The sequence below is a fragment of the Candidatus Poriferisodalis sp. genome (assembly GCF_965208895.1).
Taxonomy (GTDB): Bacteria; Actinomycetota; Acidimicrobiia; order Acidimicrobiales; family Poriferisodalaceae; genus Poriferisodalis.
Genome location: NZ_OZ242363.1, coordinates 2,830,615 through 2,856,825, shown reverse-complemented (window position 1 = coordinate 2,856,825; position 26,211 = coordinate 2,830,615). Strand labels below are relative to the sequence as shown.

The following is a 26,211-nucleotide window of genomic DNA, read 5'->3' as shown; positions in this document are numbered from 1 at the left end:
GGTGCGGGCGACGAGGGCACGGTATTGGATCGGGTCACCGCAGCGGTCACCGCGAGCACGAGGCGGAGCCGATGGATGACGCGGTGATCCGCGTGACCGCTGAGGGCAGCGGTTGAGCGGTCAACGAGCGACGCTGCGCGCGAGACTGCGAATCCGGCGCTTGGCGACGGGCTCGTATCGAAGGGACAAGGGGCATGAAATTCGCACTGAGGTATTGCAACACCGGCAAGTTCGCCATGGATACGGCGCTCGCCGCCGAGCTGGTGCAGGCCGGCGAGGCGGCCGGATTCGAATCGGCGTGGACGGTCGAGCACACCGTCATCCCCTCGGGCTATGAGTCGCAGTACCCCTACAGCCCCGACGGCAAGATGGCCGGCGGCGTCGAGGATCTGCTGCTGCCCGATCCGCTGATGTGGATGGCCTACATGGCCGGCGTCACCTCCACCATCAAATTCGGCACCGGCATCCTGATCGTGCCCCAGCACAGTCCGGTGGTGTGCGCGAAGCAGATCGCCACACTCGACCACATGTCCGGCGGTCGGGTGCTGCTGGGCATCGGCGTGGGCTGGATGCGCGAAGAATTCGAGGCGATCGGAGTCGGCGACCACTTCCACGATCGCGGGCGCCGCACCGACGAGTACGTCGCGGCCATGCGAGAGCTGTGGTCGGCCGACCGACCCACGTTCCACGGAGAGTTTGTGAATTTCGATGCCGCGTACTGCCGACCGCAGCCGATGAACGGATCGGTGCCGATCATCGTGGGCGGCGATTCGAAGGTGGCTGCACGGCGGGCAGGACGGCTCGGTGACGGCTATTTCCCGGCGCGCGGTGCGCCGTGGGATCTGATCGATCTCGCTCGCCAGACGGCTGCGGACCACGGGCGAGACCCCGATGCACTGGAGATCACTGTGCAGCTGCCAGCCGACGTCGACGAGATTCCGGAACTGGCCCGGCGAGGGGTCAGCCGAATCGCCGTGCCGGTGTCGCCCATGGCCGGGCTGCAGACCGTCATTGCCACGCCTGATGACGTCAGTTCGTGGGCCGAAACCATCGAGCGCTTCGCCGATCTCTAGCAAGCCCGCATCGGTCGAGATCGAAATAAATCGAGACTCATCAAGAAGACTCGACCACTAGGTTGCGCACTGGCGGGACGGACCCGGGTTATCTCGTTGAGCCGTGCACCCGGTATCCGTCCCGCTCGTATCGCGCGATGACGCCAGCGTATACGCGGCTGAGCCGCTAATGGAAACGGAATTCGACGAGGTCGTCGCGGGCGTACTGGTCAGGCAGCGCGACCTCCCAGTCCAAGTAGCCCTGCATCGCGGCCCGGGCAACTTCTGCGTCTTCGGGGTCGTAGGGAAGCGGTGGCTGACGTGAGCGCAGTGCGGCCTCGGCGGCGTCGTTGCCGCCTGTGACCGACTCCGGTTCGCCAGCCCAGTCGGGCTCGAGCACGCAGGCATCCCAGCCCATCTGGATCAGCCACGACGCTGTCATGGTGGCACCGACGCCGTCGTGGTCGGCCAGCACCACCCTGGCTCCCCGGGTCACGAGGTACTCGTCGGTGGCCTGCACCAGCTGGCCGCCGGGGGCACCCGTCGCTTCCGGCAAATGGCCGGCGGCGAACTCTTCGGGGGTGCGCACGTCCATGACGTAGGTCGTGCGGTCGCTCTGCGCGAGCCATGCCGACAGTTGGTCACGATCAATCGTACGAACCCCGCAGCGCTCGGCCGCCGCCACCGCCGCAGCGAGTGCCTGCTGGCGGTCGTCGGCATCGGGCTCGGGCACCTGCTCGTCGCGGCCGTGTTCCAGCTGCAGCCCGGCCAGCTCCCAGCCCATCGTGCCGTCCTTCAGAGCGACGACCCGCTCCAGCCCAGCCGAGCGCAGCGACTGCGCGCCCATGATGCTTCGGGTCCGCCCGGCACAATTCACGACCACCGTGGTGCCCTCGCCGATCAGGTCTCCCACCCGGCGCACCAGCTCACCACCGGGGCACGACCGGCCTGTCGGGATGCTCATGCGGTTGAACTCCCGACGGGTCCGCGAGTCCACCACCACCAAGTCGCGGCCCTCCGCCAGCCAACCGGCCAGCTCTGTTGCAGAGACATGCGGCGTGTCGAAGTGCGCCTCGACCAATTCGCCGAACAGCTTTGAGGGCACATTGATGCCCGAATACAGCTCGCCACCCGCGGCCGCCCACGCGTCGATGCCGCCGTCGAGCACCGTTGTGTCGGTGTAGCCGAGCACGGTGAGCTCGAGCGCCACCGCCGCGGCTTCTCCCCCACCGTCGTCGCACACCACAACCGGCGCGCTGCGCCGGGGAATGCGCGCCGCCACTTCAAGCCCGACATGGCTCAGTGGCAGGTTCGCGGCATACAGCAAATGCCGCTGGGTGAACTCGGTGGGCTCGCGGGCGTCGACCAGCGCCAGCTCCGTGCCGTCGCCGCGCAGCAGATCGCGGTGCAATGCCATCAGCTCGGCCGCCGAGACGGCGCGGACGTCAGCCACCACACTTCCCTCGAAGCTGGGCCACGAGAGTGCGCGGAGTGGCGAACCTTCTCATCGCGTCGCTCCTTGTCTCCCGCTCATGTTCCCAATTCCCATTGGGGACGGGCTCACGGGCTGCTCAGGTCCCGCCCGCACCTGCGGCGGCTTAGGCAACGGCCGTTGAGGGGTAGCCCGGGCGGGCCTCAACGATGCTGGCGGTGTCGGCGAAGACCCGCCATTCACCTTCGTCGGCACTCCAATAGCGACGGCCTGTCATCGCCTCCATGGCCAGCCCGTAGCAGTGGAAGTTGGTCGATGCGCCTTCGATGTGGATGGAGTGGATGTCGTGGCCGAGCATGGCAACGCCGGTGCCGCGCTCGACCATCTCTTCACGTTCGACATGCGGCTCGCCCTCACCGGCGCAGCAGTCGTAGAAGCGATTCAGCTCCTGGCCGCGCATGCCCACGATGACCGCCCACGTCGTGTGCTCATGCGGCGGTGCCGACGTGCCGGTGCTGACGCTCTGGACGTACAGCGCGAGCGTGTCGTCGTCGTTTTGGGCGAGCCGGTAGTTGAAAGAGCCGCGCTCGCCGTCAGGAGGCGGGAAGTCTTCCGACGGGAACAGTTCGGTGTGGGTGGCCAGCTCCAGCAGCCGTTCCTTGATGCGTGCGATGCCTGCCCGGTCGATGCCGCCGTGGGAACTGCCGTGCGCATCGATCTTGGCGATGTCGTCCATCGCGTCTGCGACCGCTGCTGCGCGCGCTGCGGCCCTCGCTTGTGCCGAATCCGATGCGCTCATGGACTCATCTTTTCAGAACAGCGTGAGGTATTGATCGACCTCGCCGGCGGTGACGACGCTGTGATGGGCCAGGAACTCATCTCGCTTCACCTTCGCGAAATAGTCACGGTAGGGACCCTCGGCAGTCTCACCGAGGCCGGCGCCGAGAACACTGGAGGATGCAAGCTCGTCGGCTGCGTGCAGCAGCGTGGGCGGCAGCACCGCGATCCCCTTCGCCGCCACCTCTTCGGCTGACATGGCATGCAGGTTGTCGGTGTTGGGCTCGCCGGGGTCAACGTCATTGTCGACGCCGTCGAGCCCGCAGGCCAGATAGGCCGCGAACATCAGGTACGGGTTGGCGGCCCCGTCGCCGAGGCGGACCTCGATGCGGTCGGGTTCGGGAACGCGAATCATCTGGGTGCGGTTGTTGCCGCCGTAGACCGCGTACGCCGGTGCCCAGGTGGCGCCCGACGTGGGTGCACCCACTCCCATGCGCTTGTAGGAGTTGACAATCGGGCAGACCACGGCCACCAGCGAGCGGGCGTGGCGGATGAGCCCGCCCACGAACTTGTAGGCGAGGTCGCTCAGGCCCAGCCCTTTGGTGTCGGGACCGCCGCCGCTGCCGCCGATGAACAGCGGCTCGTCGGTGTCGGCGGTCCACAGGCTGAGGTGGGTGTGCAGCCCGTTGCCGGTCTTGTCCGCGAACGGCTTGGGCATGAACGTGGCGTAGCGGCCGTCGCGCTGGGCCAAGGTGTGCACCATCAGCCGGAACAGGATCAGCCGGTCGGCGGTGGTGAGCGCGTCGGAGTACAGCCAGTTCTGCTCGTACTGGCCGTTCGCATCCTCGTGGTCGTTGGCGTAGTTGCCCCATCCCATCGCATCGAGGTTCTTCGACACCGCGGTGAGGTGCGGGAGCATTCGAGTGAGGCCCTTGGCGTCGTAGCACGGCAGAGTCATGTTGTCGCGGTCGTCAGCCACCGAGAGCGAGCCGTCGTCGTTGCGCACCACCAGTGAGTACTCGGCCTCCACGCCGCACTTGAGCACGAGATTGCGCTCGGCCGCAGCTTCCAGCGCCCGGCGCAGGATCACACGCGGCGCATAGGGCCACAGCTCACCCTCGACGGTCGGATCGCACTGCATGGCGGCCACGTTGGGCTGCCATGGCAGCTGCGTGTATGAGGCTGGGTCGGGCAGCGCCAAGATGTCGGGGCTGGAGGGGTCCTGACCCATAGGGCCAGCGGCGAAACCCGCAAAGCCGGCCCCGTCGGCCATCAAGCCCTCGAGGGCGCTGACCGGCACCAGCTTGGCGCACGGTTTTCCGTGCATCTCCACGAACATGGCGTAGATGAACTCCACGCCGTCGGCTTCGGTCCGGCTGCGGATCTCGTCCAGTGCATCAGCGCTGTCGCTCATGGCGCGTCCCCTGTGATCATGCCCTGGCAACCGCGCCCTCACCGGCCCGCCCGGGCGCTGTCCCTGCGCCGACAGTACCCAACACACTCAACCGCGCGACATTGCCGCAGAACCCCGCAGCAGGCGAGAACGAGACCACACCCGATGACGCGTCGACATCGAATACGCCGTCCCCAGCCGGTTGCACCACCACGGAGTTCTTGTCCAAAGAACCGCCGGACGGCACCACATCGTTCGCCAGCACATCGACACTCAACGGCGCACCGAGCGGAGTTGACACGGTATCGTCGGCCGCACACGGTGCCGTAGCCGGGTATGCCACCACGGGCTCAAGCATGTACACCGTATGGGTGCCCCCGGCGGGATTGCGTCCCGTCGCTTGGATCGCGTACCCACGCGGCACAGGATCCGTCGCCGCATCGGGCGCTGAGGGCACCGTCCACGAGAGTTCCAGAGCCCCATCGGCACCAGCGATTGCTGCAGGAATGTCAAAGTCCTGTGAGGAGTCCCCGACTGCCGACGCCCACTTCCCGACGAAACTCACCGACGACCCCGCAGAGAATCCCGCCGCAGCGAGCATCAGCTGCTCGCCGGGAGACACGAACAGCTCTCCGCAACCCGACACCCCGGTCGCCCGGCCCACCACCAGAAAACCCGTCGAATCTTCCGCAGCGACTGCGGTATCGCTTGCGCCGCCGACACCGTCGCTGCCGCCGTCAACCTGCCGCACCGCGGAAACGGACCCGAACGCATCCCAATGCTCAGCGCCGTCTGCCGCCGTCACACGCGCTGACGCAACCGGGGCCGGATCGCCATCGGCGGCGCCAAACCGGCCGTCAGCGTCACTGCCCGACACGAACCCGAATGCAGAGATCTCCGCGCCGCCAGAGCCACAAGAACCACTACTGCAGCCAGCCCCACAGACCACAACACCCGCTTCCATCCCCTTGCACTCATCGACACTTCCCTCGTCCCCTCACCGGCCAACGCCCGAGTCGTGAGCGACGCCACCCGACGGGCCACAACCCGACCCCGGCCGTGCCGAAGCCACAAACGTGCTCACCAACACCGTCCCCGCCACCATGTCGTGCCAACCGCGCCGATCAACGCGAAGCAAAGCAGACAGCAGCACCGACAACCAAACTGCCACACTCGAAAGAGCGAGCAAGCCGACCACACGCCATAGGTCGAGACCAACCCCCAACGCCGACCCCACGACAAGCGACAGGCCGAAAGCCGCCGCGCATGTCCCAGACGACACGGCAAACCGACCGGCCGCGCGCCGAGGCGAAGCCGGCCGCCTGCAGTCGCTTGCAAGACGGATTTCGACTCTCCTGCCCGCCTTTCCGAGCGTGACTGTCTTACCGAGCGTCAAGCGCTTGACGGTGAGCGTAAACGGCTCGTAGCCCAGCGCAGCAAGCGCAGCCGCAGCAATGAACATGCCATATTCAGCAAAATCGGCATGAGGACTGCCGGTCCCCCCAAGGCCCAGGTCTCCCACGAGGAGAACAGTGAAGGATCCGAGCACGAGCAGAGTCGGCAACAACACGAGAGCGAACACAACACCCACCAGAATCAGATCAACCAAGCGGGCGGCCACCCGGTCCGCCATCGAGGCCGATCGCACCCCAGCGATTTCGGGCGACGGCTTCATTCGCTTGCCTCTGGCCCGAATGCAGAGATCTCCGCGCCGCCGGAGCCGCGGCCAGCCGCCGTCAGCGTCACAAGCGCCGCCCCAGCAGCCAGCCCCACAGACCACAACACCCGCTTCCACCCCCTTGCACTCATCGACACTTCCCTCGTCCCCTCACCGGCCAGCGCCCGAGCCGTCCACGACGCCACCCGACGGGCCACAACCCAACTGCGGCCGTGCCGAAGGCACAAACGTGCTCACCAACACCGTCCCCGCCACCATGTCGTGCCAACCGCGCCGATCACTGCGAAGCAAAGCAGACAGCAGCGCCGACAACCAAACCAGCGCACATGGAACGGCAATCAGAGCGACCACGCGCCAAGGTGTTACACCCATCCCTGCCGCGAGGGCCGCAGCTAACGACAGACCGATACACGCGCAACACGTCACTACTGAGACCGCATACCGGCCTAGCACCCGACCGGTCGAGGCATGTAGATGCGGGTCTGCACCATCTCGCAGCTCAATGTCAACCGTAGTCCTGCCAAAAGTGCGTCGTCTTGTCGACTGCCAGACTGGCTCCCAGCAGGCTGCTGCGAGTCCGCCGACCGCCAACGCTCCGACGAAGCCCTCGGTGCCGGATTGATTGCCGGGTTCCAGCATGTGTTGGAGGCCAACGAATCCGTCTATGACAATGATCGGAGCCGCCACAGCACAGAACACCGTGCCCATCATCAGCAGATCAAGGCCACGCGAAATGACGCGATCAATCATCGAAGCAGGAACGAACACCTTGCGCCCATCTGGCACCGTCATTGTCTCGCCCCAGGATTGACCGGCAAGCCGCTTTCGTTCAGCTGCGCGCCGACACTGACCTGTGATTCAATATATGACTCCAAGAGCCGCGCATACGCCCGGTGCCCCGTCTCATTGGGATGAAACGAGTCGTCAGCGACAGGCATGCGACGATGCCGTCCCAAACCTTCATAGGCAACAAAGCCTTTCAGCCACGGTTCGGCACCACACGGCGAATGACCGGCAAAGCCGGTCGCACGCTGCGACGACGAACCAGTGTTGACATCCACGAAATGCGCCCCTGCTACGGTTGCAGCGGCTTTGAGGATCTTATTCATCTCCGTCGCTGTCTGCCGCAAGAACACTGCTTCTTCAAACGAGATCGCTGTGTCAGCAACGTTGCCGCCCAACAGAAAATGAGTGACAGCCGGAATCACACCGGAATTGATCGATGATGCTCGCAGAGGCCGCCCGTGCAGCCCGCAGACTTCGATCGCGCGACGGTTCGCCTCGACAGGTTCCGGTGTGATGTGCGGGTAGCCGAGCATGAAGATCGATGCATTGGGCGCGGTTTGCTTCAATTCTGTGAGCAGTGCCGTGAGCCGAGCCGGGATCTCGTCGTAATCGTCCGGCAGATGGCGCCGCCCGCAATCGCGACCGCCCAACACGCACTTCCGCAGCACATCGGCGAATCCTGCGTCGTTGCCTCCAATCGTGACGGTGATCATGTCGACGTCGGCCATGCCCTGTGTCGCGGCGAGGGATGCTGCTTGACGCGGCTCCCAGCTGTCCGGCGGCGGGAGCAGCTCACCGGTGTCAGAGTCGTATCGAAGGCTCGGCACCTCATGCGAAGGCTTGTTCGTGTCGATCAAGTCCTCTTGAGTGACCCCGTTGCCGGGACCACGCGGGTCGTGGATGTTGCGGGTGATTGCACCGGTGCATGCGAAGGTGCGGAACTCGAGGTCGATGCCGGGGTCTGCGGCGCGCAGCACATCTTCGGCAAACACGTTCGGGTAGGCCTCGCTCCAGCGGCGGCAGTGCCCGTCGGCTGAGCTCACGCCGGACTGGTACGAGGTTCCAAGCGGCGGTTTCTCGCCCGCTTCGCCTGAGGAGTAGGAATCGCCTAGTGCGACGTAGCTGACCGTCTTGGCGACCGGGCGGGCGAGAAAGCTGGTAGGCGCGCCGAGTGCACGTCGGCCGTCTTGGTCGGGGTCGTGAAACACCGCGAGGACATCTTCAGTGCGGCGCAGCACGCTCGCCGCCGTACTGCCAACCTCATAGCGCACGATGACCTGCCCGTCCGCGTCTGTGCGGCACCGCGAACGTCTCACAGCCGACAGCCACAGCCGCCGACGCGTCCACCAGCGTCGCCCCTACCGGGTCCGACAACAACAAGCTGAACGACTCATTGCCTTCCGCTTCAGCGTCGTCGACCAACGACACCGAGACCGTCGCATGCCGCGCACCTACTGGGATCATCAGCGTGCCCGACACATCGCTGTAGTCGGAAGCCGCGCCGGCCGAGCCAGGCGCCAACGCATAATCGACCCGCACGTCGGCCTGCGGCGCAGATTCTGTCGAGCGCACAGTGAACACCAGCGTGCCGTCGCCCTCCACCACCGCCTCTGGGCACACCAACCGCACGTCTCCGAAATCCACAATGCCGAAGAAGTGCCGCGACAGCGGCGGCAGACTCGAATGCAACGCGCCCAGCCGCCGCGCGTCCTCAATGTCGCTCTCGCTCGGGGGAGTCTGCGCAGCCGCAGACTGCAACGGCCAGGCCAACAGCAAGAGCAAGCCGATCACTGCCACCAGCGAGTGCCGCCCACAAACGCGCCACAGGCCAAGCCGCCAGAGACGCGAAAGGCCCATGCCAGAACAGCGCCCACTGACGACAACGCGTCCAGCCGCCGTGTTCGCTGAACCGGGAGGATTCCGCTTCACTGGCACTGGCGCGAACAGTAGTCGTCATCACTTGACTCACGATCGTTCACGTGACGAGGGCATTCCCGGCAAGAACACACGCCCTCGGGCATGGCTCACCGATTCGGGGTCTGTCAGATCCGTGCGGACTCCGATGCGACACCAACTCGCAATATGGCAGGGCGCTACGGTGCGCGAGGCTGGGCAGACGGACGCGGGATCATCGGGCTGGGGGTGCATCATGTGCGGAATCGTGGGCCTGTTCTGCAAGACCAAGACCCACCGCCCTGAACTGGGACGGCTGACCGAGGTCATGCTGGCCGAGATGGGGGACCGCGGTCCCGACAGCGCCGGATTTGCTGTGTACGACGCCGGCACGCCGGGCCGAACCCGCATCACCGTGCTGGCCGAGGGGTTCGCTGTGGATTGGGAACCGGTCGCTGAAGCCTTGGAGCGGGCCCTGGGCGCGGAGGTGTCGGTGCGCTCGGTGCACGACCATGCGGTGTTCTCCACCCATGGCGACGGCCGGGTCGCCCGCCAGTGGCTCATCGACAACGTGGCTGGCGCGACCGTGCTGGCCTACGGCAGCCAGATCGAGCTGTACAAGGCGGTGGGGTATCCCGACCAGGTGGCCGAGCGCTACGACTTGGCGTCGCGCACTGGCACGCACGCTCTGGCCCACACCCGCATGGCCACCGAATCGGCGATCACCACCGCCGGTTCGCACCCATTCGCCACCGGCGCCGACACCTGCTTGGTGCACAACGGATCGCTGTCGAACCACAACCGGCTACGGCGTTTCCTGGAGGCCCACGGCGAATCGTTCCAGACCGAGAACGACTCCGAGGTTGCCGCTGGCTACCTGTCGTGGCGGATGCGCTCGGGCGACGCCATCTCCGAAGCGCTCGAGGGTGCGCTGAACGACCTGGACGGCTTCTACACCTTCGCCATCGGCGTGGCCGACGGGTTCGCCATCCTGCGCGATCCCATCGCCTGCAAGCCGGCAGTGGTGGCCGAGACCGACGATTGGGTGGCGATGTCGTCGGAATACCGGGCCATCGCCCGCCTGCCGGGCGCAACCGACGCTGAAGTGTGGGAACCCGAACCGGCCCGCATCTACTCATGGAGCCTGGCCGCGTGAAGGATCATGCGGCATGAGCGAAGCGGCACGCGTCTTCGACCTGGCCGAGGTGACCAAGCGAGAGCTCAATCAGACACTGCACGACGCCGCGGACGGCGAGTCGTTTGAGGTGATCAACCCGCGCGGCGCGCATGCGGTGGCCTGCGGGGTCACCGCAGACATCGAAGTGGTGGTGCGCGGCTCGGTGGGCTACTACTGCGCCGGCATGCACCAGCAGGGCAGCGTGCGGGTGGAAGGCAATGCCAGCACCGGCCTGGCCGAGAACATCATGTCGGGGAAGGTGCACATCACGGGCAACGCCACGATGTCGGCGGGTGCGACCGGTTGCGGCGGCCTGCTGGTGGTAGGCGGAAACGCCGGCGCCCGCTGCGGCATCTCGATGAAGGGCGTCGACATCGTGGTGGGCGGAAACGTCGGCCATATGAGCGCGTTCATGGCCCAAGCGGGGAACCTGGTGGTGTGCGGCGACGCTGCTGGCGACCTGGGCGACTCCATCTACGAGGCCCAGATCTTCGTCCGGGGCGATGTGGAGTCCCTGGGCGCCGACTGCGTCGAGAAGGAGATGCGGTCTGAGCACCGGGAGCTGCTGACGCGGCTGCTCGGCGCAGCAGCTCCCGTGACCCGCGGTGTGTTCGCAGAAGAATTCCGCCGGTTCGGATCGGCCCGCCGTCTGTACAACTTCGCCGTCGACGATGTGGCCGCGCTGGAATCCACAGCGCGAGGCGAGCAAGGGAATGCGAGCCAATGACCGGGGCGCCAAGCCGTGACGACGAAACAAGCAGGCCAGCAAACGGGTCAGCACGTCCGCCCGCCGCGGACCGCGACCTGAAACCGTTCGCCGAACCAGGCCCGGAGCACTGGCACCTGCGCGAGTCCTACACATTCGACCGCAACGCGATCGCCGAGATCCGGCGCGCGGCCAACACCGGCATCTACCGCATCCGGGGCTGGGGAGCCAAGCGTCGCTTGCCCACCCTCGACGACCTGGTGTTCCTCGGTGCGTCGATGTCGCGTTACCCGCTGGAGGGATACCGCGAGGCCTGCGGCACCGACGTGGTGATCGGCGAGGATCGGGCCGAGCGGCCCATACACCTGCAAATCCCGGTCACCATCGCCGGCATGAGCTTCGGCTCGCTGTCGGCCGAGGCCAAAGAGGCGCTCGGGCGGGGCGCCTCGGCGGCCGGCACATCCACGACCACCGGCGACGGCGGCATGACCATGGAGGAACGCGAGCACTCGGGGGTGCTCGTCTACCAGTACCTGCCGTCGCGCTACGGCATGAACCCCGACCATCTCCGGGTGGCCGACGCCATCGAGGTCGTGGTGGGCCAGGGCGCCAAGCCGGGCGGCGGGGGGATGCTGCTGGGCCAGAAGATCACCGAACGGGTAGCGGAGATGCGCACGCTGCCCACCGGGATCGACCAGCGCTCTGCTTGCCGCCACCCTGACTGGACCGGCCCCGACGACTTGGAGATCAAGATCGGCGAACTGCGCGAGATCACCGACTGGCAGGTGCCGATCTACGTGAAGGTGGGCGCGGCCCGCCCGTACTACGACACCGCGCTCGCAGTGAAGGCCGGCGCCGATGCCGTGGTGGTGGACGGCATGCAGGGAGGCACCGCCGCCACTCAGGACGTGTTCATCGAGCACGTCGGCATCCCGACGATTGCCGCCATTCCCGAAGCCGTCCGGGCACTGCGCAAGCTCGGCGTGCACCGCCGCGAGGTGAAGCTGATTGCGGCGGGGGGTTTCCGCTCAGGCGCCGATGTTGCCAAGGCGCTGGCGCTCGGCGCCGACGCGGCCTCGATCGGCACCGCAGCGCTGATCGCCATCGGCGACAACGACCCGGCCTATGAGGCCGAGTACCGCGAGCTGGGCACTTCAGCCGGATTCTGGGAAGACTTCCAGGCTGGCACCGATCCCGCCGGCATCACCACCCAAGACCCTGATCTGTCAGCCCGGCTCGACCCGGTGCTCGCCGGGCGCCGCCTCGCCAACTACCTGCAGGTGCTCACCATTGAGACGCAGATCCTGGCCCGCGCCAACGGCAAATCGCACGTCCTGAACCTGGAACCCGAAGACCTGGCCGCGCTCACTGTGGAAGCCGCTGCGATGGCGCATGTCCCGCTGGCCGGCACCAACTGGATACCCAGCGCCGACTGAAGAAATCCGGTGGCTCGAACCGCGGGCGCATGACTACCTTGACGCGCCGGTGCGCCGCCCCAAACACCGCTCTAGCAGGGAAGCGCCGGGGCGGCGCACTCGCACTTGCCAGATTAGGCAATGCTGCTACGCGTCAGCAAGCGACTTCGGCGGCGAGTTAGCGGCCCTGCCACTGAGGCGGGCGCTTCTCGGAGAACGCGCGGGGGCCTTCGATGTAGTCGGCGCTGTTGCTCATGGCGCGCACAGCGTCGTAGCGGCCTTCGTGGGCGGCTCGCGCCCCGGCCTCGTTGAGGCCCTGCATCGCTGCCTGCTTCGTGGCCCGGATCGACATCGGTGAGCACTCCAGCACCATCTCGGCCCAGCGACGTGCACATGCGAGCGCCTCGCCTTGGGGAACCACTTCGGCGACGATGCCCATCTCCTTGGCCTCTGCCGCGGGCACGTGACGGCCGGTCAGCATCATGCTCATGGCGCGCTTCAGCCCGATGTGGCGCGGCAGACGATGCACGCCGCCCGCCAGTGCAGCCAGACCCACCTTGGGCTCGGGCAGCGCGAGCAGCGCGTTCTCGGAGGCGACGATGATGTCGCAAGCGAGCGCGATCTCAAAGCCGCCGCCCATCGCCACGCCGTTCACTGCCGCGATAACCGGCTTGTCGAGGTCCCAGCGTGACGTCAGCCCGCCGAAGCCCGACGACGGCATCGCCGAGCGGTCGCCGCCCTCGGCCTGGTACCTGAGATCGTTGCCAGCCGAGAACGCACGGTCTCCCTCGCCGGTCACAATCGCAACCCACAGCTCCGGGTCGTTCTGGAACTCGTCGAACAGGTCGGACATCTCGGCATTGCCCGGCGGGTGCAGCGCATTCATCCGCTCCGGCCGGTTGATCGTGACGACGAACAAGTGCCCGTCGCGCTCCGCATAACAGAATTCACCCATAGCGCGGGAACCTAGTTGTCGTCTGACGACTTCGCTCATCGTGATACTCTGAAGCGCGCCGCATTTCGCCGGTCAGGACGTGGACGCTGCTCGCTCAGAACAATCGCCCGCGACTCTGAGCAACGCTGAGATTCAGTGAGCATCGTTCATATAGCGCGCATAATGTGCATGTGGCGTACCCGCTCATCAGCGGGTACGCCGGCCTCGGGGGTGGCTGATGCAAGCTCGGGGGTACGACCTGCGCACGCTGCGGGGTGACATCTTCGGCGGTGTCACCACGGCGGTCGTCGGACTGCCGGTCGCGCTCGCGTTCGGTGTGGCTTCGGGCCTCGGGGCGATGGCCGGGCTGTACGGCGCCATCGCGCTGGGCTTCTTCGCCGCGGTGTTCGGCGGCACGCGCTCGCAGATCTCCGGACCGACGGGGCCCATGGCCGTCGCAATGGCCGTCGTCATCACCGAACATGCCTCGACGCTCCAAGAAGCGCTCACCGTCGTGGTCATGGCGGGAGTCATCCAGGCGCTGCTGGGCATCCTGCGATTCGGCCGTTTCGTCTCCTACACGCCGTACTCGGTGATCTCGGGCTTCATGTCGGGCGTCGGCATCATCATCATCATCTTGCAGACGCTTCCGGCATTGGGCGTCGAGGGCACCAGCGGCGGCCCGCTCGACGTCATGCGCGGCTGGCCTGACGCCATCGTGAACCTCAATGCCAGTGCCGTGGCCATCGCGGCCGTCAGCTTGGGCGTGTGCATCTTCTGGCCTGCCCGATTGCATCGCTGGTTCCCCGCAACGCTCGCGGCCCTTGCCGTGGGGACCCTGATGGGCGTTCTCCTCCTCAATGACGCGCCGGTCATCGGCGAAGTGCCCTCCGGCTTGCCGGATCTCCAGGTACCGGTACTGTCGTTGGGAGTCCTGGCCGCAGCGGTGCAGCCTGCCGTCACGCTCGCACTGCTGGGCGCCGTCGACAGCCTGCTGACGTCGTTGATCGCCGACTCGATGACACGCACGCGGCACAACCCCAACCAGGAGCTCATTGGTCAGGGCTTGGGCAATATCGCTGCGGGTCTGGTGGGCGGGCTGCCCGGGGCCGGGGCCACCGTGGGAACCGTGGTGAACATCCGGGCCGGCGGCAGCACCCGAGTCTCGGGCGCGCTGCGTGCCGTGGTGCTGCTGGCCATCGTGCTGGGAGCGGGACGCCTTGTGGAATCGGTGCCGATCGCCGCGCTGGCCGGCATCTTGCTGAAGGTCGGCTGGGACATCGTGGACTGGCGGTTCCTCAAACGCGTGCGCCAAGTGCAGCGCGAGCACCTGATGATCATGGGCATCACCATGGTGCTGACGGTGGTGCTCAACCTGATCACCGCGGTGGCGATCGGGCTCATCGTGGCGGCCATGTCTGCCGCTCGCCAATTCGAACGGCTCCAGCTCGACAGCGTGGTCTCAGTGCCGCTGCTCGACGTGAGTTTCCTGGGCGCGGATGCCAACGAGGCCGACGAGGCCGCGCCCGGCGAATTCTCAGCACGGGTCGGGCTGGTCGCGCTTCGAGGCACGTTTACGGTCGCATCGTCGAAGAGCCTCATCGACATCCTGGGCGCGGACATCGCCGAGCACGAAGTCGTCATTATCGACTTCACCGACACGGTGTACATCGACGACAGCGCGGCAATGCTGGTGGAGTACCTCATCGACACGGCCGTGGAGGCCAAGACCGAAGTCATCGTGATGGGGCTCAGCGGCCCGCCGGCGACCAGCCTGCGCGCACTGAACGCACTCGCGAAAGTGCCGAGCAACCGATTCGTGCCGACGCTGGACGCAGCTCGAACAGCGGCTCGGATCCTGCTGAAGCTGCCCGAGCCGAAGTGAGCTGACCGGCGGCGGGTGCGGGGGCCTGCTCAGTCGCTTGGCGAGTAGATGGGATGCGTCCCGAACTGGTTCTTCGTGACCGGCGTACCGGTCTCAGCGAAGTACGCGGTGCCCCGCACGACCGAATCGAGATATGACGGCAGCGGCCGGCGGATCATGTGCTCGGCGTAGTGCTCCCGCTCGGCAGCCGGCACGTCGTCGCGCAGCAGCGCCACCACCTTGATGGTGAAGTCGCTGCCGGTCTCGGCCTCGCCGATGCGCCAGCGCACGAGCGCCGTTCGGGCCTGCGGCGGGCCGAGCACCAGGTCGTAGCCGACGCCGTCGAACCAGTCGGCGAATTCTCGCTGGTAGTGGACGCCACTGTAGTAGTAGACGTGGTCGCGGCTGGCGGCGCCGTCCCACACGTTGATCTCGTTGCGCTCGCAGAACGGGTGGATGTTGAGGAGGTTGCCGGGGGGGCTGATGGCGGCCCAGACGTCGGCCGGCGGGGCTGCCACGGCGACACGGCCGATGATCGGCGCCATCATCTCGTAGGCGGTGCCTGCGTGACCTCCCACCAGGGCTTCGTCCGAAGCCGTCAACGCGGGGGCGGTCGCTTCATCCATGCCGTCATTGTGACCGATGTTCTGCAGCGGCGCACTGCTCAGCGCCGCATAGACGCTCAGTTTTTGGGAAGGAGTTGGGTGGTCTCGATGATGCGCGAGTCCGCGAGGGCCGCCGCCCGGATGGGCGCAATGGCGTGATAATCGGGGTCGCGGAACATGCCGACGAATTGCGACCGGGTGGGATAGCGCACCAAGATCGCGATGTCCCAGTCCTCGTCGTCGGGGCCGATGGCGATCTTGCCGGCGCGTCCCATCCAAATGGGCTCGCCGCCGAAGCGCGGATGCAGTTCCGCGAAGCGCCGGCCGTACTCGCGGTAGGCAGCTTCGCCTGACATCCCGTCGACACCATGGCCCGACGCCGCCACCTCGCGGTACTTCAGCAGGTTGAGCATCACGACGGGCTCGTCGGGGTCGCCTTCGGCGATGGCGTCGATCTGTTCGGGGCTCGCGTGAAGATGCATGCGGTCTCCTGTCGCAGTGCAGAAAGTGTCGCAGGCCTGGTGGCGGCGCGGCTCAGCCTGATCAGGGCCAGACCACTGGGTAGCGGTCGAGTTTCATAGTGGAGCCCGCCTCGAGCCCGTCGACGTGCAGCACTTGGGCGGTGCCGATACGAGGGTCGTAGCGAACGTCAGTGCCGATGTAGCGGGCGGCATAGCCCCTCCGCGCTCGTCCCTGATTCGAGTTGCCCTGCGAGCCGTGCAGGATCATCGCCCAGAAGGCGACCGCATCGCCGGGTTCGAGATCGAACGAGACGATGTCGTAGCTGTCCCGGTCGGCCTCGATGTCGGGCATGAGTTCGTAGTCGGGGTTGCGCTCGTAGTCGTGGGCGTTCGTCGGGGCGAAGGTGCGCGGCTGGAACCAACGGTCCCAGGCCTGCGAGCCCCTCACGTACTCGACCCGGCCGTTGGAGGCATCGACGGTGTCGAGTGCGATCCAGAACGACATCACCTGCCGTCCCGAGATCGGCCAGTACGGCTGGTCGTTGTGCCACGGCACCGGCTGGCTGGAGCCGGGTTCTTTGACGAAGAGCTGGTCGTAGTACATGCGCACCACCGGCGAGCCGAACATGGCAGCTGCCATCTCGCCGAGCCGGGACTGGGTGACGAATTCTTCGAACAAGGAGTGAAACCGCCACAGATCCAACGAGCCGAAGAACCCGGTGGATGAGTAGTTGTGCGCCGTCGGGCTCGGGTTGGCCATCTCGTCGGCAACACCGCCGCGCAGCCGTTCCACCCATTCGGCGTCGACCACGTTGCGCAGTGCGACCACACCGTCGGCGCGGAACCGCTCGATCGTGTCGTCGTCGACGAGGTCGTGTGCTGGTCGATCCAGAATCGTGTCGCTCATCGTCGTCCCCTGTCGCGAACGTCAAGCCAACAGGGCCAAGTCAACACGATGGATGCACTGCATTGCCAGACACAGCACTGCATGCCGAGGAATACAACGCGCGGCCGGTGCTGGAAGTACGGTCGGCGCGGTTCTTGAATCGACAGCGAGGAGCACGTAGATGAGCAGGTTCACGGGACGGGTGGTGATCGTGACCGGCGCGGCCGGCGGGATCGGGTTGGCGGCGTGCGAGCGGTTCGCGTCCGAGGGGGCGTCGGTGGTGGCCGTCGACCTTGCGACGACCGACCTGGGCGCTGCAGTCGCGACGGTGGAAGCTCAGGACGGCGCGGCGCTGGCGGTCGGCGCCGACGTCACCAGGTCCGACGAAGTCGCCGGCTACGTGCAGGCGACGCTCGACAACTTCGGACGAGTCGACGTCCTGTTCAACAACGCCGGCATCGAGGGCACCTACGCCCCGATGATCGAATACACCGAGGAGTCGTTCGACCAGGTCATGGCCGTCAACGTGCGCGGCGTGTGGCTGGGCATCAAACACGCCGCGCCGGCGATGATCGCGGGCGGCAGCGGCGCCATTGTCAACACTGCATCGGTGGCCGGCCTGTTCGGCTCTCGCGGCATCTCTGCGTACTCGGCGAGCAAGCACGCCGTGGCCGGGCTCACCAAGTCGGCCGCGCTCGAGCTGGCCACTTCAGGAGTGCGGGTGAACGCCGTGTGCCCGGCGCCGATCGAGACACGCATGATGCGCTCGCTCGAGACCTTCATCGGCGGCGACGATGCCGACGACATCCGCAAGGCCATGGCCGAGCGCTTGCCGGTACAGCGCTACGGCGAGCCCCACGAAGTGGCCGCGCTGGTGGCGTTCCTGGCTTCCGACGACGCCAGTTACATCACCGGCAGCCTGCACCCCATCGACGGCGGCTACAGCGCCGGCCGCTGATTCGTACCGACAGTCCGCGCTGAGCAGCAAGACGTCATGGCGGCAGCCAGTGCCGAGCCACACGCGAGCGGAACCCGGTCTGCCCACTGCGACAGGTTGACATGGCAGTTGTCAACGTCGAATATCGTAGGATCAGGATCCCGCAAGAGGAGTCGAGTGTGGCTGACACAATTCAGAATCTGACCTATGGCGACGACAACGACAATCGGATCGTCGGCGACAACAGCCCGGGCGTGACACATGTCATACACGGCGAGGGCGGCGACGACTATCTCGTCGGAGCGTCGGGCGACGATGTGCTGCATGGCGGCACCGGCAACGACGTTCTCGTCGGCGGCGACGGCGACGACCAGCTCCACGGGGGCGCCGGCGACGATCTGCTGTACGGCGACGGACTTGCCCACGAACAGCATCCAGGAGACTCCGACAGCGACACGTTCTTCTACACCTCCGGCGGCGGCAATGACTGGATCAAGGATTTCGGCGACGGCGTGGACAGGATCGATCTCTCGGGCGTGTCATCGGTTCATGACATGTCCGACCTGACGATCACCAAGGAGCGGTTCGGCGCCAAGATCACGTTCGGCGACGAGTCGGGCTCGGTCAACCTGCTCTACTTCAACGCCGACGATCTCGATGCAAGCGACTTCATTTTCCAAGGCGCTACGGACGGCGTCGACGGGCTCTAGCAAGCCGCGATTGCATCAACGAACGCTGTCGCGACCGGCCCTTGCTCAGAGTTGCTTGGTCATCACGACGGCGTTGCAGCCGTTTCGACGCACCGATGCGACGCTGTCCATGACTTGATGCACGAGCAGCAGCCCCAGATGGTCCAGAGCGGATGGGGAGGCGCCGTCGAGTGCGCCAAGGTTCTCCGGCGGATCCACAGACGAGGAGTCTGGGGGCGGATGCATCTGCAGCGACCGACCGTCGTGTACGACGAACACCTCGAACTGGTCTGAGTCGAGATACACGGCAACTTCGATTCGATGCATGTCGTTGTCGCTGTACGCGTTGGCAATGATGTGGGCGAGCACTTCTTCCACGGCAAGGTTGACGGCATAGCCGAGCCGCTGACCCAGGCTTGCGACGGAGCAGAACTCGTCGACCGCGGCGCCGACGCGGGCCAGCTCCCGCACATCGTTGGCGAGCGAGACTGCGAGATGACGGCCTTGGTGGGCCGGCGGGGCGGCAGAACGGTCCGTCACGGCGAAGGCTCAGTTCTCGCGCAGCGAGCGCGTGAAGAAATCGGTGACCGGCTTGGCCAAGTAGCTGAGAATCGACCGTTCTCCTGTGTTGATGATGACCTCCGCGGGCATTCCTGGCACGAGCGGCAGTTCCTGTGGGGAATCGGCCGAATCGGGGCCGTCGGTGTCGATGGCAAGCTCGACATCGAACCACGAGGCGCCGGTCTGCTCGTCGCTATAGGCGTCAGCGGAGACGCTCAGCACCCGCGCCGCTCGCTCCGGCGTGGACCGGTACGCAAATGCCGGGAAGCGGACCAGCGATTCCTGGCCGATGTAGATCTGATCGACGAGATTGGTCTCGATGCGTGCCAGCACGATCAGCTCTGAGTCGGCCGGCACGATGCTCAGCAGCGGCGCTGCTGGCCGCACCAGATCTCCGGGGCCTGCGACGGTCATCGCGAACACGGTGCCCGCTATGGGGGATCGCAGGGAACGGCGAGCGACGCGCTGGGCCAGCTGGCGAATCCGCGCTGCCAGAGTCTGCTCTTCGGCAAGCTCGGCTGTGATGAGTGCGTCGGCTGTGTCGAGCCGGTCAGCCTCACGCGCCAGCACCTCGGCTCTGAGGTCGTCGAGCCGGCTGCGAGCGCCTGCGACAGTGACCCGATCAGCGTCGCTGCGTGAGGTCAGCGCATTCAGCTCTTGAGTCGCCTGGGCGATCCGCTCGTCAAGCAGCGACGACTGCTCGCGATGCAGCTCCAAGCGCTCGTCGAAGACGAGTTCCTCGTTGCGAAGCAGTGCTTCGACCGCCGAGCTTTGCTCGGCCGCGATCAGCAGATGCACGCTCCACTCGATTTCGCCTGTGTTGCGCAGCTCCGCTTCAAGCCGCTCACGGCGAGCCTGATGAGAGGCAAGCTGAGTCTCCAGCGCCTCCACCTCGGATTGCAGGGCGCCGACGGCGAATTCGACCAGCACGTCGCCTTGGGAAACCTCGTCGCCGTTGCGCACGAGCACAGCTTCGACGACGCCGCCGTCGACGTGGCTGACCGGCTGGTGCCGTGCTTCCACGGTGATGCGGCCTTGGGCGATCGCCGCGCTGGAGACCGATGCCAGCACGCCCCACCCGAACAGCCCGACGACCAGCACTGCCACTGCGGCGAAGCCCAAGGCGATGAATGAGCGTGCCGACAGACCGGGCGGCTCACCGTGATGGACGGCTTCGCCGGATCGGGCGAGTGCGGGCTCCTCGCCAGTCATGGAGCGTCGCGTGATGAACGCGCAGGTGCAGCTTCGGATGCCGGTGGGCGGGAAGGATCGTGCTGGTTGCTGAGCAGGCGCGCAATCGCAGTGTCGATACGTTCGAGCGTCCTCGTCGGCAGTGTCGAGAGGGCCTCGTCACCGTCGGCCTCGGGCATCGAAGGTGCCTGGCTCGAATCGTCGGGTCCCGTCGAGCTTGGTGCGTCGTCGCCGTCGGCGGCCTGGAGCGACCTCACTGGCGAGGTGGCCTGGCTCGGGCGCAGCGAGCTTGCGGGCACCGGTCGGCCGTTCTCCATGATGTAGACGGTGTCGCACTGGTTGAACGCGCCGTGGCGGTGCGCGACGATCAGCGCTGCTCCGCCTCGCTGCTTGTGACCCTCAACCGCGCGGGCGAGCGCCATGGTGCCCTCGGCGTCGAGGTTGGAGTCGGGCTCGTCCATGACGATCACCGCCGGCGACCCGTAGAAGGCTCGCGCGAGCGCGATCCTCTGGCGCTGCCCCCCCGACAGCGCCGCGCCGCCGGCAGCGACCCGGAAGTCGTACCCGTCGGGCAGGCGCAGGATCATCTCGTGTGCCCCGGTGCGCTTTGCCGCGTCGACGATGTCCTCGTCGAGCGCGTCTGGCGACATGCGAGCGATGTTCTGAGCGACGGTGCCGTCGAAGAGGACGACTTCTTGGGGCAGGTAGCCGATGTGCAGGCCAATGTCGGTGCCGTACTGGTCGAGTTCGGCGCCGTCGAGGCGAATGGAGCCGTTGGCGGGGAACCACACGCCCGCCAAGGCACGAGCGAACGTGGACTTGCCTGAGGCCGACGGCCCTGCAATGCCGACGGCGTTCCCCGGTTCGAGCCGCAACGAGGCGCCGCGGACGGTGGCGTAGCGGGCGCCCGGCGGCGCGACGATGACGTTGCGGGCTTCGAGCAAGGCACGCGGCTGAGGAAGCGAGGTGCGGGCCACCGGCGGCGGGCTGTGAGCAAGCAAGCTCGACAGGGATCGATACGAGGCCAGCGCCCGCTGCGTGGCCGGCCATTGGCCGATTGCCTGGTCAATCGGCGCGAGGGCGCGGCCCAGCAGGATCGAAGCAGCGATCATCAGCCCCGGCGATATCTGCCCGCGGATCGCCAGCCACGCGCCGAGCCCGAGCATGGCCGATTGCAGGAACAGGCGCAGTGTCCTCGACGACGAGGTGAACAACCCGACCCGGTCTGATGCCGTGAGGGTCTGGGCGAGTGTGCGGCCGCGCAGTTCCCGTGAGCGGCGGACGACGGCATCGGTCATGCCGAGACCTTGGACCGTCTCGCCGCCTGCTCGCATCTGCTCGACGAAGAATGCCGACTGCTGGGTGGTGCTTCGGAGTCCGTCTTGCAGGTGAGCCGTTCGCTTTTGCCCGATGAGGGCGATCACGACCAGCAGGGTTCCGGAGCCCACTGCCAGCAACCCGAGAGTCCAGTGGAACACGAACAGCACGGCGAGGAATATCGGCGTCCAGGGTGCATCGAACAGTGCGAACGGAGCGCTGCTCGCCGCAAACCTCTGCAGCGACTCGAGGTCGGCAGGTCCCGCTGCGGGCTGCGCTCGCTCGGCGGGCGAGACAGAACGAGCCAGCACGGCGCGCAGCACCCGATCGTCGAGGCGAATCTGCATCCGAGCGCCGGCGCGTGCCAGCACCCGCCCGCGGGCGTAGTCGAGCAACCCCATGATGAGAAACAGGAATGCGACGATCCCCAGCAGCGTGAGCAGCGTCGCCTCCGAGCGCGAACTCAGCACGCGGTCGTACACCTGGAGCATGAACAGCGGCCCGGTCAGCATCAAGAGATTGACGAAGACGCTGAACAGAGCGCACGCGCCGAAGAGCCGACGGCTCTCAGCGAGCGCATCGCGGATCTCGCGCTCGCCGTCGGCGGAGTCAGTCGGCGGGTTCACGCAGTGTGGTCGGGTTCATGCGGCTCGAATTCGTGCGGCGACGCATGCGACCGCGGGCATGAACCCCGAGAGTACATCAGTGTTCCGCTCGTTCTTCAAGCACCCGCGAGTGACGACAGCCCCTGGGACATCGCGGCATGCATATGGCTCGGCGATTTCTGGCTGAGTCGGTCTTACAGCGCCCCGTCGTCGATGTCGGCGGGGGGGCTGAAGATGAAGTCGGCCTCGCTGAGATTGTCGGCGTTGAAGCCGTGCAGGGTGATCGTGCCGTTGGCGGGGCCCAGGTCGATCACTGTGCTGCTCCCGTGGTCGAGGATCGTCAGATCGTTCATGGAGGCGATCGAGTCGATAGCGCTCAGGTCGATGACGTCGATGCCGGCGTCGAAGTCAGCGATCGCGTCGGTGCCGCCGCCGGGCTGAAACACGAAGGTGTCCGCGGCGGTGCTGTCGGCAGTCGTGACGACGAAACCGGCCTCGTTGACCTCCGAAGCATTGCCGAACATGAGGTCGTGACCTGACCCGCCGACAATCGTGTCCGCGCCTTCCCCGCCGAGCAGTACGTCGTCGCCTGCGCCGCCGAGCAGCGTGTCGTCGCCTTCAAGTCCAATGAGGACATCATTGCCGGCGAGCCCGTCGATGACCGAACCGAAGCCGGTTTCGTCCTCGAGAACGTCGGCACCGGCGGTCCCGACGAGATCTGGGGGCGGTCCGGGATCGCTGTTGTCGGTGGTTGACATGGAAAGCCCTTCTGTCTTCGGATCAAGCGCTGTGAATCACAACTTAGCTGTCGCAGTGCGATGTGGCAATGCAGCATAGATACCGCACGGATCCTGCGACTGCCCGTCGATGCCCTGAGCGATGCCTGCCGCGCAAAGTCGTGGTTCAAGGCGGAACTCGCCTCCGCGCTGGTGGGCCGGGGAGGATTCGAACCTCCGTAGGCGAAGCCGACGGGTTTACAGCCCGCTCCCTTTGTCCGCTCGGGCACCGACCCAGGTGAGCCTCGCAGCCTAGAGCGTTGCAGAACTCCCGCAACCCGGACGAGGACTGCCCCGCCATTGAGATCGGCAGCCGGCGCAGCGTCCGCTCGGGTACCGGTCCAAGAGTGGGCGGGCCACCGGATTGCATCGCACCCACAGCATGGTCGAATGCGCCGCGAGCTCCGGGGTCTGAGACATGATTCAGCTCGCTAACTTGCGGCCATGCCTTCTTTCGACGTCGTCTCCAAAGTGGACATTCAGGAGATTCGCAACGCGGTGGATCAGGCGTCCCGTGAGATCGCCAACCGGTACGACTTCCGCAACACCGGCAGTGCCGTGGAGCTCGGAGACGATGCCATCAATATGCGAGCGAGCACCGAGGATCGCCTCACAGCAATGCGCCAGGTGCTCGAAGAGAAGCTGGTGCGCCGCCAGGTCAGCCTGAAGGCCGTCCACTACGGCAATGTCGAGGAGGCCTCTGGCGGCACCGTCCGCCAAGCAGCCTCACTGCAGGCCGGCATCTCATCGGACCGCGCCCGCGAGCTGAACAAGTTCATCAAGGGACTCGGCATCAAGGGTGTGCAGTCGCAGACCCAGGGCGATCAGCTGCGAGTGATGTCGAAGAAGCGCGACGACTTGCAGGCCGTGATCGCCGAGCTCAAAGCAGGCGATTTCGACGTGCCCTTGCAGTTCGAGAACTTCCGGGACTGAGCCCGAGACTCAGATCGCTTCCTGCCAGGAGCCGTCACGCAGGCGGCGGATGCGCTCTTCCATCGGCGGGTGCGTGGTGAACAGCCCTTTGAAGCCCATCCGGCGGCTGGCCAGCGGGTTGGCGATGTACATCTGGGCCTGATTGGGATCGGCCAGGCTGGGGACGGTCTTGGAGGCCACGTCGAGCTTCTCGAGCGCCCGGGCGAGCGGTTCGCCGTCGCCGATCATCCGAGCGGCAGTGCGGTCGGCCTGGTACTCGCGGCTGCGGCTGATGGCCATCTGCAGCAGCATCGCAGCGATCGGTGCCAGGAAGATCAACAGCAGTTCGCCGATCGGGTTGCGGTCGTCGTCGCGACCACCGCCTCCGAAGATGAGCGCGAACTGCGCCATGCGGGCAGCGAAGGTGATGGCCGTGGCCACGGCCGCTGCCACGGAACCGATGAGAATGTCACGGTTGCGGATGTGGGCCATCTCGTGTGCCAGCACGCCGCGAATCTCATACCAGTCGAGGTGGCGAATGAGTCCTTCGGTGACGCAGACCGCTGCGTTGGCCGGGTTGCGACCTGTGGCGAACGCGTTGGGCTGGGGATCGGGCGAGACGTACAACCGGGGCATCGGCATGTCCGACAGCGTGGTGAGCTCCTGCATGATCCGCCAGTAGTCGGGTAGCTGGTGCGGCTCGACTTCCTGGGCTCGGGCGGAGCGGATCGCCAGCTTGTCGCTGAACCAGTAGCTGCCGCCCACCATTACCAAGGCGATGATGACGGCGATCACCAGGCCGCCTTGCCCCCAGAAGCTGCCGATCCACAGGATCAGGCCGGCGAGGCCAGCCAGCAGAACAGTGGTCTTAGCCGTGTTGCGCACGTTGTGTGATACCTCGTTTCCGACGCTGTGCTGCGGACGCTGTGCAGTCACGGTTCAGGATAATGACGGCAGCCTGTTCCCCAGACGCGCAACCGCGTCTGCGCAGCCGAGCACCAGCCTCTGGAAACCATGGTCCACAACAGAGACAGCCACGCTACTTTTTGGAACGTCCGAACTTGCCGGAACGTCCGACTGTGAGGAACGCCGTTGTGGCAAACATCAGCATCGAGGACATGCCCGCGGCAGCAATTGAAGACTACGTGTCGCAGGCACGCGAATTCTTGGACGCCAGCCACTCCTATCTGGCCGAAGACCGGTTGCACCAAGCCTCTGAGAAGGGCTGGGGTGCCGCAGCCCACATGGCCAAGGCTGTCGCGCTGGCCCAGCGATGGGAGTACGAGACCCACGCGGATTTCAGCGTCGTCCTGAACAACGCTTGGCAGCAGATCGGCGACGATCGCATTCGCGCTCTGCGTGCCACGGCCAACGACCTGCACGGCAACTACTACCGCCGCAAGCGCCACCTCAATGCGAAATCGATCGCTGCTGACCTCGAAAGCGTGGCCGAACTCGTCGAGATGCTCACACCGCTGACCACGCCGTAGCCGTCAAAGGAGGGTCGGCGTCGGGAACCTGCGCGACGTTGTTCTGAGCGTGAGGCCAGACGCCGCCGCCACCGGTCCGATCCGATGACTCACGCTGCGGGATCAGTGGGGGTGGTAGCCGCTGTCGATGTAGAGGGTGGGCAGGTCAAGGTCTCGGTACATCCGGACGTTGCGCATGTCGTCGTCGATGGCGAGGCGGGGGAGGTAGCCCAGCTCAGCCAGCGCCTCGGTCTGCTCGCCCTTGAACATCGGTGAGGGGCGGAAGTCGCCCATCGGTCGCATGATGAGCAGGTCCCAGCGGACCTTGTGCTGCACCAGCCATGTGTGGGTGGCGTCGGACACCCACGTCGGGCGGGACGTCAGGGCCACCACCACGAGTTCAGGGGCCAGCAGCACCAGCAACTCGGCCACCTCGTCGAGCACGTCGTCGTCGCCCACATCGGCGAAGAACGAGTCCCAGTCGCGCCACGGGCCGTCGAGATGATGCTGACGGTGGGCGGCATCGGCGAGCACCCCGTCGATGTCGACGATCACGCAGTCGCCGGGCGGCACCGGGCCGGCACGCCACCACCAGTACGACGGCCAGTCGTCGTGCCCGGTCACTGCGGGCTCACCGGGTGCCTGGCGCCGCAGACGCAAGGCGTCGATTGCGTGTCGCTGCGCACATCGGCGAT

28 protein-coding genes and 1 tRNA gene are annotated in these 26,211 nt (G+C 66.3%); 9 read left to right on the top strand and 20 right to left on the bottom strand.

Annotated features, from left to right (window positions below; genetic code table 11):
- The first annotated feature begins 194 nt into the window (after nt 1-194).
- Nucleotides 195-1,073, top strand: a complete 879-nt coding sequence (locus tag ACOGJB_RS12825; protein WP_419837502.1) for an LLM class F420-dependent oxidoreductase — start codon at nt 195-197, stop codon at nt 1,071-1,073.
- Between the two features lie 166 nt (nt 1,074-1,239).
- On the opposite strand, the gene ACOGJB_RS12820 is transcribed toward ACOGJB_RS12825, so the two are convergent.
- From ACOGJB_RS12820 to ACOGJB_RS12780, 9 genes are all read right to left on the bottom strand, one after another.
- On the bottom strand, nt 1,240-2,505 hold the full coding sequence (locus ACOGJB_RS12820) for a rhodanese-like domain-containing protein (RefSeq protein ID WP_419837501.1): 1,266 nt from the start codon (nt 2,503-2,505) through the stop codon (nt 1,240-1,242).
- 145 nt (nt 2,506-2,650) lie between these two features.
- A complete protein-coding gene (locus ACOGJB_RS12815) occupies nt 2,651-3,283 on the bottom strand; it encodes a cysteine dioxygenase (RefSeq protein ID WP_419837500.1) in 633 nt (210 codons plus the stop codon).
- Nucleotides 3,284-3,295: 12 nt separating this feature from the next.
- Complete coding sequence (gene glnT, locus ACOGJB_RS12810; RefSeq protein WP_419837499.1) at nt 3,296-4,675, bottom strand: type III glutamate--ammonia ligase; 1,380 nt, start codon at nt 4,673-4,675, stop codon at nt 3,296-3,298.
- Between the two features lie 16 nt (nt 4,676-4,691).
- A complete protein-coding gene (locus ACOGJB_RS12805; protein ID WP_419837498.1) occupies nt 4,692-5,531 on the bottom strand; it encodes an Ig-like domain-containing protein in 840 nt (279 codons plus the stop codon).
- Nucleotides 5,532-5,651: 120 nt separating this feature from the next.
- Nucleotides 5,652-6,287, bottom strand: a complete 636-nt coding sequence (locus ACOGJB_RS12800) for an RDD family protein (protein WP_419840739.1) — start codon at nt 6,285-6,287, stop codon at nt 5,652-5,654.
- A gap of 38 nt (nt 6,288-6,325) precedes the next feature.
- On the bottom strand, nt 6,326-6,463 hold the full coding sequence (locus ACOGJB_RS12795) for a hypothetical protein (protein ID WP_419837497.1): 138 nt from the start codon (nt 6,461-6,463) through the stop codon (nt 6,326-6,328).
- Nucleotides 6,464-6,482: 19 nt separating this feature from the next.
- The gene (locus ACOGJB_RS12790; protein WP_419840738.1) at nt 6,483-7,082 is read right to left on the bottom strand and encodes an RDD family protein; all 600 of its coding nucleotides are present in this window, start codon (nt 7,080-7,082) and stop codon (nt 6,483-6,485) included.
- 38 nt (nt 7,083-7,120) lie between these two features.
- Nucleotides 7,121-8,389, bottom strand: a complete 1,269-nt coding sequence (locus ACOGJB_RS12785; RefSeq protein WP_419837496.1) for an SGNH/GDSL hydrolase family protein — start codon at nt 8,387-8,389, stop codon at nt 7,121-7,123.
- On the bottom strand, nt 8,379-8,909 hold the full coding sequence (locus tag ACOGJB_RS12780; protein ID WP_419837495.1) for a Calx-beta domain-containing protein: 531 nt from the start codon (nt 8,907-8,909) through the stop codon (nt 8,379-8,381). Before ACOGJB_RS12780 ends, ACOGJB_RS12785 begins: the two co-directional genes overlap by 11 nt.
- Nucleotides 8,910-9,267: 358 nt before the next feature.
- Here ACOGJB_RS12780 and ACOGJB_RS12775 point away from each other — a divergent pair, with 358 nt between their 5' ends.
- The 3 genes from ACOGJB_RS12775 (at nt 9,268) to ACOGJB_RS12765 (ending at nt 12,330) form a co-directional block, all read left to right on the top strand.
- Nucleotides 9,268-10,167 (top strand): class II glutamine amidotransferase, encoded by a 900-nt coding sequence (locus ACOGJB_RS12775; protein WP_419837494.1) that lies wholly within the window; start codon nt 9,268-9,270, stop codon nt 10,165-10,167.
- 13 nt (nt 10,168-10,180) lie between these two features.
- Nucleotides 10,181-10,915: a hypothetical protein gene (locus ACOGJB_RS12770; protein ID WP_419837493.1), complete on the top strand. Its 735-nt coding sequence runs from the start codon at nt 10,181-10,183 to the stop codon at nt 10,913-10,915.
- 116 nt (nt 10,916-11,031) lie between these two features.
- Nucleotides 11,032-12,330 (top strand): FMN-binding glutamate synthase family protein, encoded by a 1,299-nt coding sequence (locus tag ACOGJB_RS12765; protein ID WP_419840737.1) that lies wholly within the window; start codon nt 11,032-11,034, stop codon nt 12,328-12,330.
- Nucleotides 12,331-12,487: 157 nt separating this feature from the next.
- On the opposite strand, the gene ACOGJB_RS12760 is transcribed toward ACOGJB_RS12765, so the two are convergent.
- Nucleotides 12,488-13,264, bottom strand: a complete 777-nt coding sequence (locus tag ACOGJB_RS12760; protein WP_419837492.1) for an enoyl-CoA hydratase-related protein — start codon at nt 13,262-13,264, stop codon at nt 12,488-12,490.
- Between the two features lie 217 nt (nt 13,265-13,481).
- On the opposite strand from ACOGJB_RS12760, the gene ACOGJB_RS12755 reads away from it, so the two are divergent.
- Nucleotides 13,482-15,128 carry a SulP family inorganic anion transporter gene (locus ACOGJB_RS12755; protein WP_419837491.1) on the top strand — a complete coding sequence of 549 codons (1,647 nt, stop codon included), beginning with the start codon at nt 13,482-13,484 and terminating at the stop codon, nt 15,126-15,128.
- Nucleotides 15,129-15,157: 29 nt separating this feature from the next.
- Here ACOGJB_RS12755 and ACOGJB_RS12750 read toward each other — a convergent pair whose 3' ends face one another.
- The 3 genes from ACOGJB_RS12750 to ACOGJB_RS12740 all read right to left on the bottom strand — a co-directional run bounded on the left by ACOGJB_RS12750 (nt 15,158) and on the right by ACOGJB_RS12740 (nt 17,080).
- Nucleotides 15,158-15,733 (bottom strand): hypothetical protein, encoded by a 576-nt coding sequence (locus ACOGJB_RS12750; protein ID WP_419837490.1) that lies wholly within the window; start codon nt 15,731-15,733, stop codon nt 15,158-15,160.
- A 56-nt stretch (nt 15,734-15,789) separates the two neighbouring features.
- Nucleotides 15,790-16,194, bottom strand: a complete 405-nt coding sequence (locus ACOGJB_RS12745; protein ID WP_419837489.1) for a DUF1330 domain-containing protein — start codon at nt 16,192-16,194, stop codon at nt 15,790-15,792.
- A 61-nt stretch (nt 16,195-16,255) separates the two neighbouring features.
- Nucleotides 16,256-17,080 carry a phytanoyl-CoA dioxygenase family protein gene (locus tag ACOGJB_RS12740; RefSeq protein ID WP_419837488.1) on the bottom strand — a complete coding sequence of 275 codons (825 nt, stop codon included), beginning with the start codon at nt 17,078-17,080 and terminating at the stop codon, nt 16,256-16,258.
- A gap of 160 nt (nt 17,081-17,240) precedes the next feature.
- Here ACOGJB_RS12740 and ACOGJB_RS12735 point away from each other — a divergent pair, with 160 nt between their 5' ends.
- On the top strand, nt 17,241-18,017 hold the full coding sequence (locus ACOGJB_RS12735) for an SDR family NAD(P)-dependent oxidoreductase (RefSeq protein WP_419837487.1): 777 nt from the start codon (nt 17,241-17,243) through the stop codon (nt 18,015-18,017).
- Nucleotides 18,018-18,175: 158 nt separating this feature from the next.
- Nucleotides 18,176-18,706, top strand: a complete 531-nt coding sequence (locus ACOGJB_RS12730; protein ID WP_419837486.1) for a M10 family metallopeptidase C-terminal domain-containing protein — start codon at nt 18,176-18,178, stop codon at nt 18,704-18,706.
- A gap of 45 nt (nt 18,707-18,751) precedes the next feature.
- Here ACOGJB_RS12730 and ACOGJB_RS12725 read toward each other — a convergent pair whose 3' ends face one another.
- The 5 genes from ACOGJB_RS12725 to ACOGJB_RS12705 all read right to left on the bottom strand — a co-directional run bounded on the left by ACOGJB_RS12725 (nt 18,752) and on the right by ACOGJB_RS12705 (nt 23,371).
- Nucleotides 18,752-19,225, bottom strand: coding sequence for an ATP-binding protein (locus tag ACOGJB_RS12725; protein WP_419837485.1), 474 nt, complete (start codon nt 19,223-19,225; stop codon nt 18,752-18,754).
- Nucleotides 19,226-19,234: 9 nt separating this feature from the next.
- Nucleotides 19,235-20,458, bottom strand: a complete 1,224-nt coding sequence (locus ACOGJB_RS12720; protein ID WP_419837484.1) for an HlyD family efflux transporter periplasmic adaptor subunit — start codon at nt 20,456-20,458, stop codon at nt 19,235-19,237.
- The gene (locus ACOGJB_RS12715) at nt 20,455-22,380 is read right to left on the bottom strand and encodes a type I secretion system permease/ATPase (protein ID WP_419837483.1); all 1,926 of its coding nucleotides are present in this window, start codon (nt 22,378-22,380) and stop codon (nt 20,455-20,457) included. Before ACOGJB_RS12715 ends, ACOGJB_RS12720 begins: the two co-directional genes overlap by 4 nt.
- Before the next feature lie 173 nt (nt 22,381-22,553).
- Nucleotides 22,554-23,117: a hypothetical protein gene (locus ACOGJB_RS12710; protein WP_419837482.1), complete on the bottom strand. Its 564-nt coding sequence runs from the start codon at nt 23,115-23,117 to the stop codon at nt 22,554-22,556.
- A gap of 169 nt (nt 23,118-23,286) precedes the next feature.
- Nucleotides 23,287-23,371: transfer RNA gene (locus ACOGJB_RS12705), tRNA-Tyr, on the bottom strand.
- 208 nt (nt 23,372-23,579) lie between these two features.
- Here ACOGJB_RS12705 and ACOGJB_RS12700 point away from each other — a divergent pair.
- Entirely contained in the window at nt 23,580-24,068 is a 489-nt protein-coding gene (locus ACOGJB_RS12700) for a YajQ family cyclic di-GMP-binding protein (RefSeq protein WP_419837481.1), read from the top strand.
- Between the two features lie 9 nt (nt 24,069-24,077).
- Here the strand turns inward: ACOGJB_RS12700 and ACOGJB_RS12695 are convergent, their stop codons facing one another.
- On the bottom strand, nt 24,078-24,983 hold the full coding sequence (locus ACOGJB_RS12695; protein ID WP_419837480.1) for a zinc metalloprotease HtpX: 906 nt from the start codon (nt 24,981-24,983) through the stop codon (nt 24,078-24,080).
- A 158-nt stretch (nt 24,984-25,141) separates the two neighbouring features.
- Between ACOGJB_RS12695 and ACOGJB_RS12690 the strand changes: the two genes are divergently transcribed.
- The gene (locus ACOGJB_RS12690; RefSeq protein WP_419837479.1) at nt 25,142-25,537 is read left to right on the top strand and encodes a PaREP1 family protein; all 396 of its coding nucleotides are present in this window, start codon (nt 25,142-25,144) and stop codon (nt 25,535-25,537) included.
- Between the two features lie 102 nt (nt 25,538-25,639).
- Here the strand turns inward: ACOGJB_RS12690 and ACOGJB_RS12685 are convergent, their stop codons facing one another.
- Nucleotides 25,640-26,140, bottom strand: a complete 501-nt coding sequence (locus ACOGJB_RS12685; RefSeq protein ID WP_419837478.1) for a hypothetical protein — start codon at nt 26,138-26,140, stop codon at nt 25,640-25,642.
- Nucleotides 26,141-26,211: the final 71 nt, after the last annotated feature.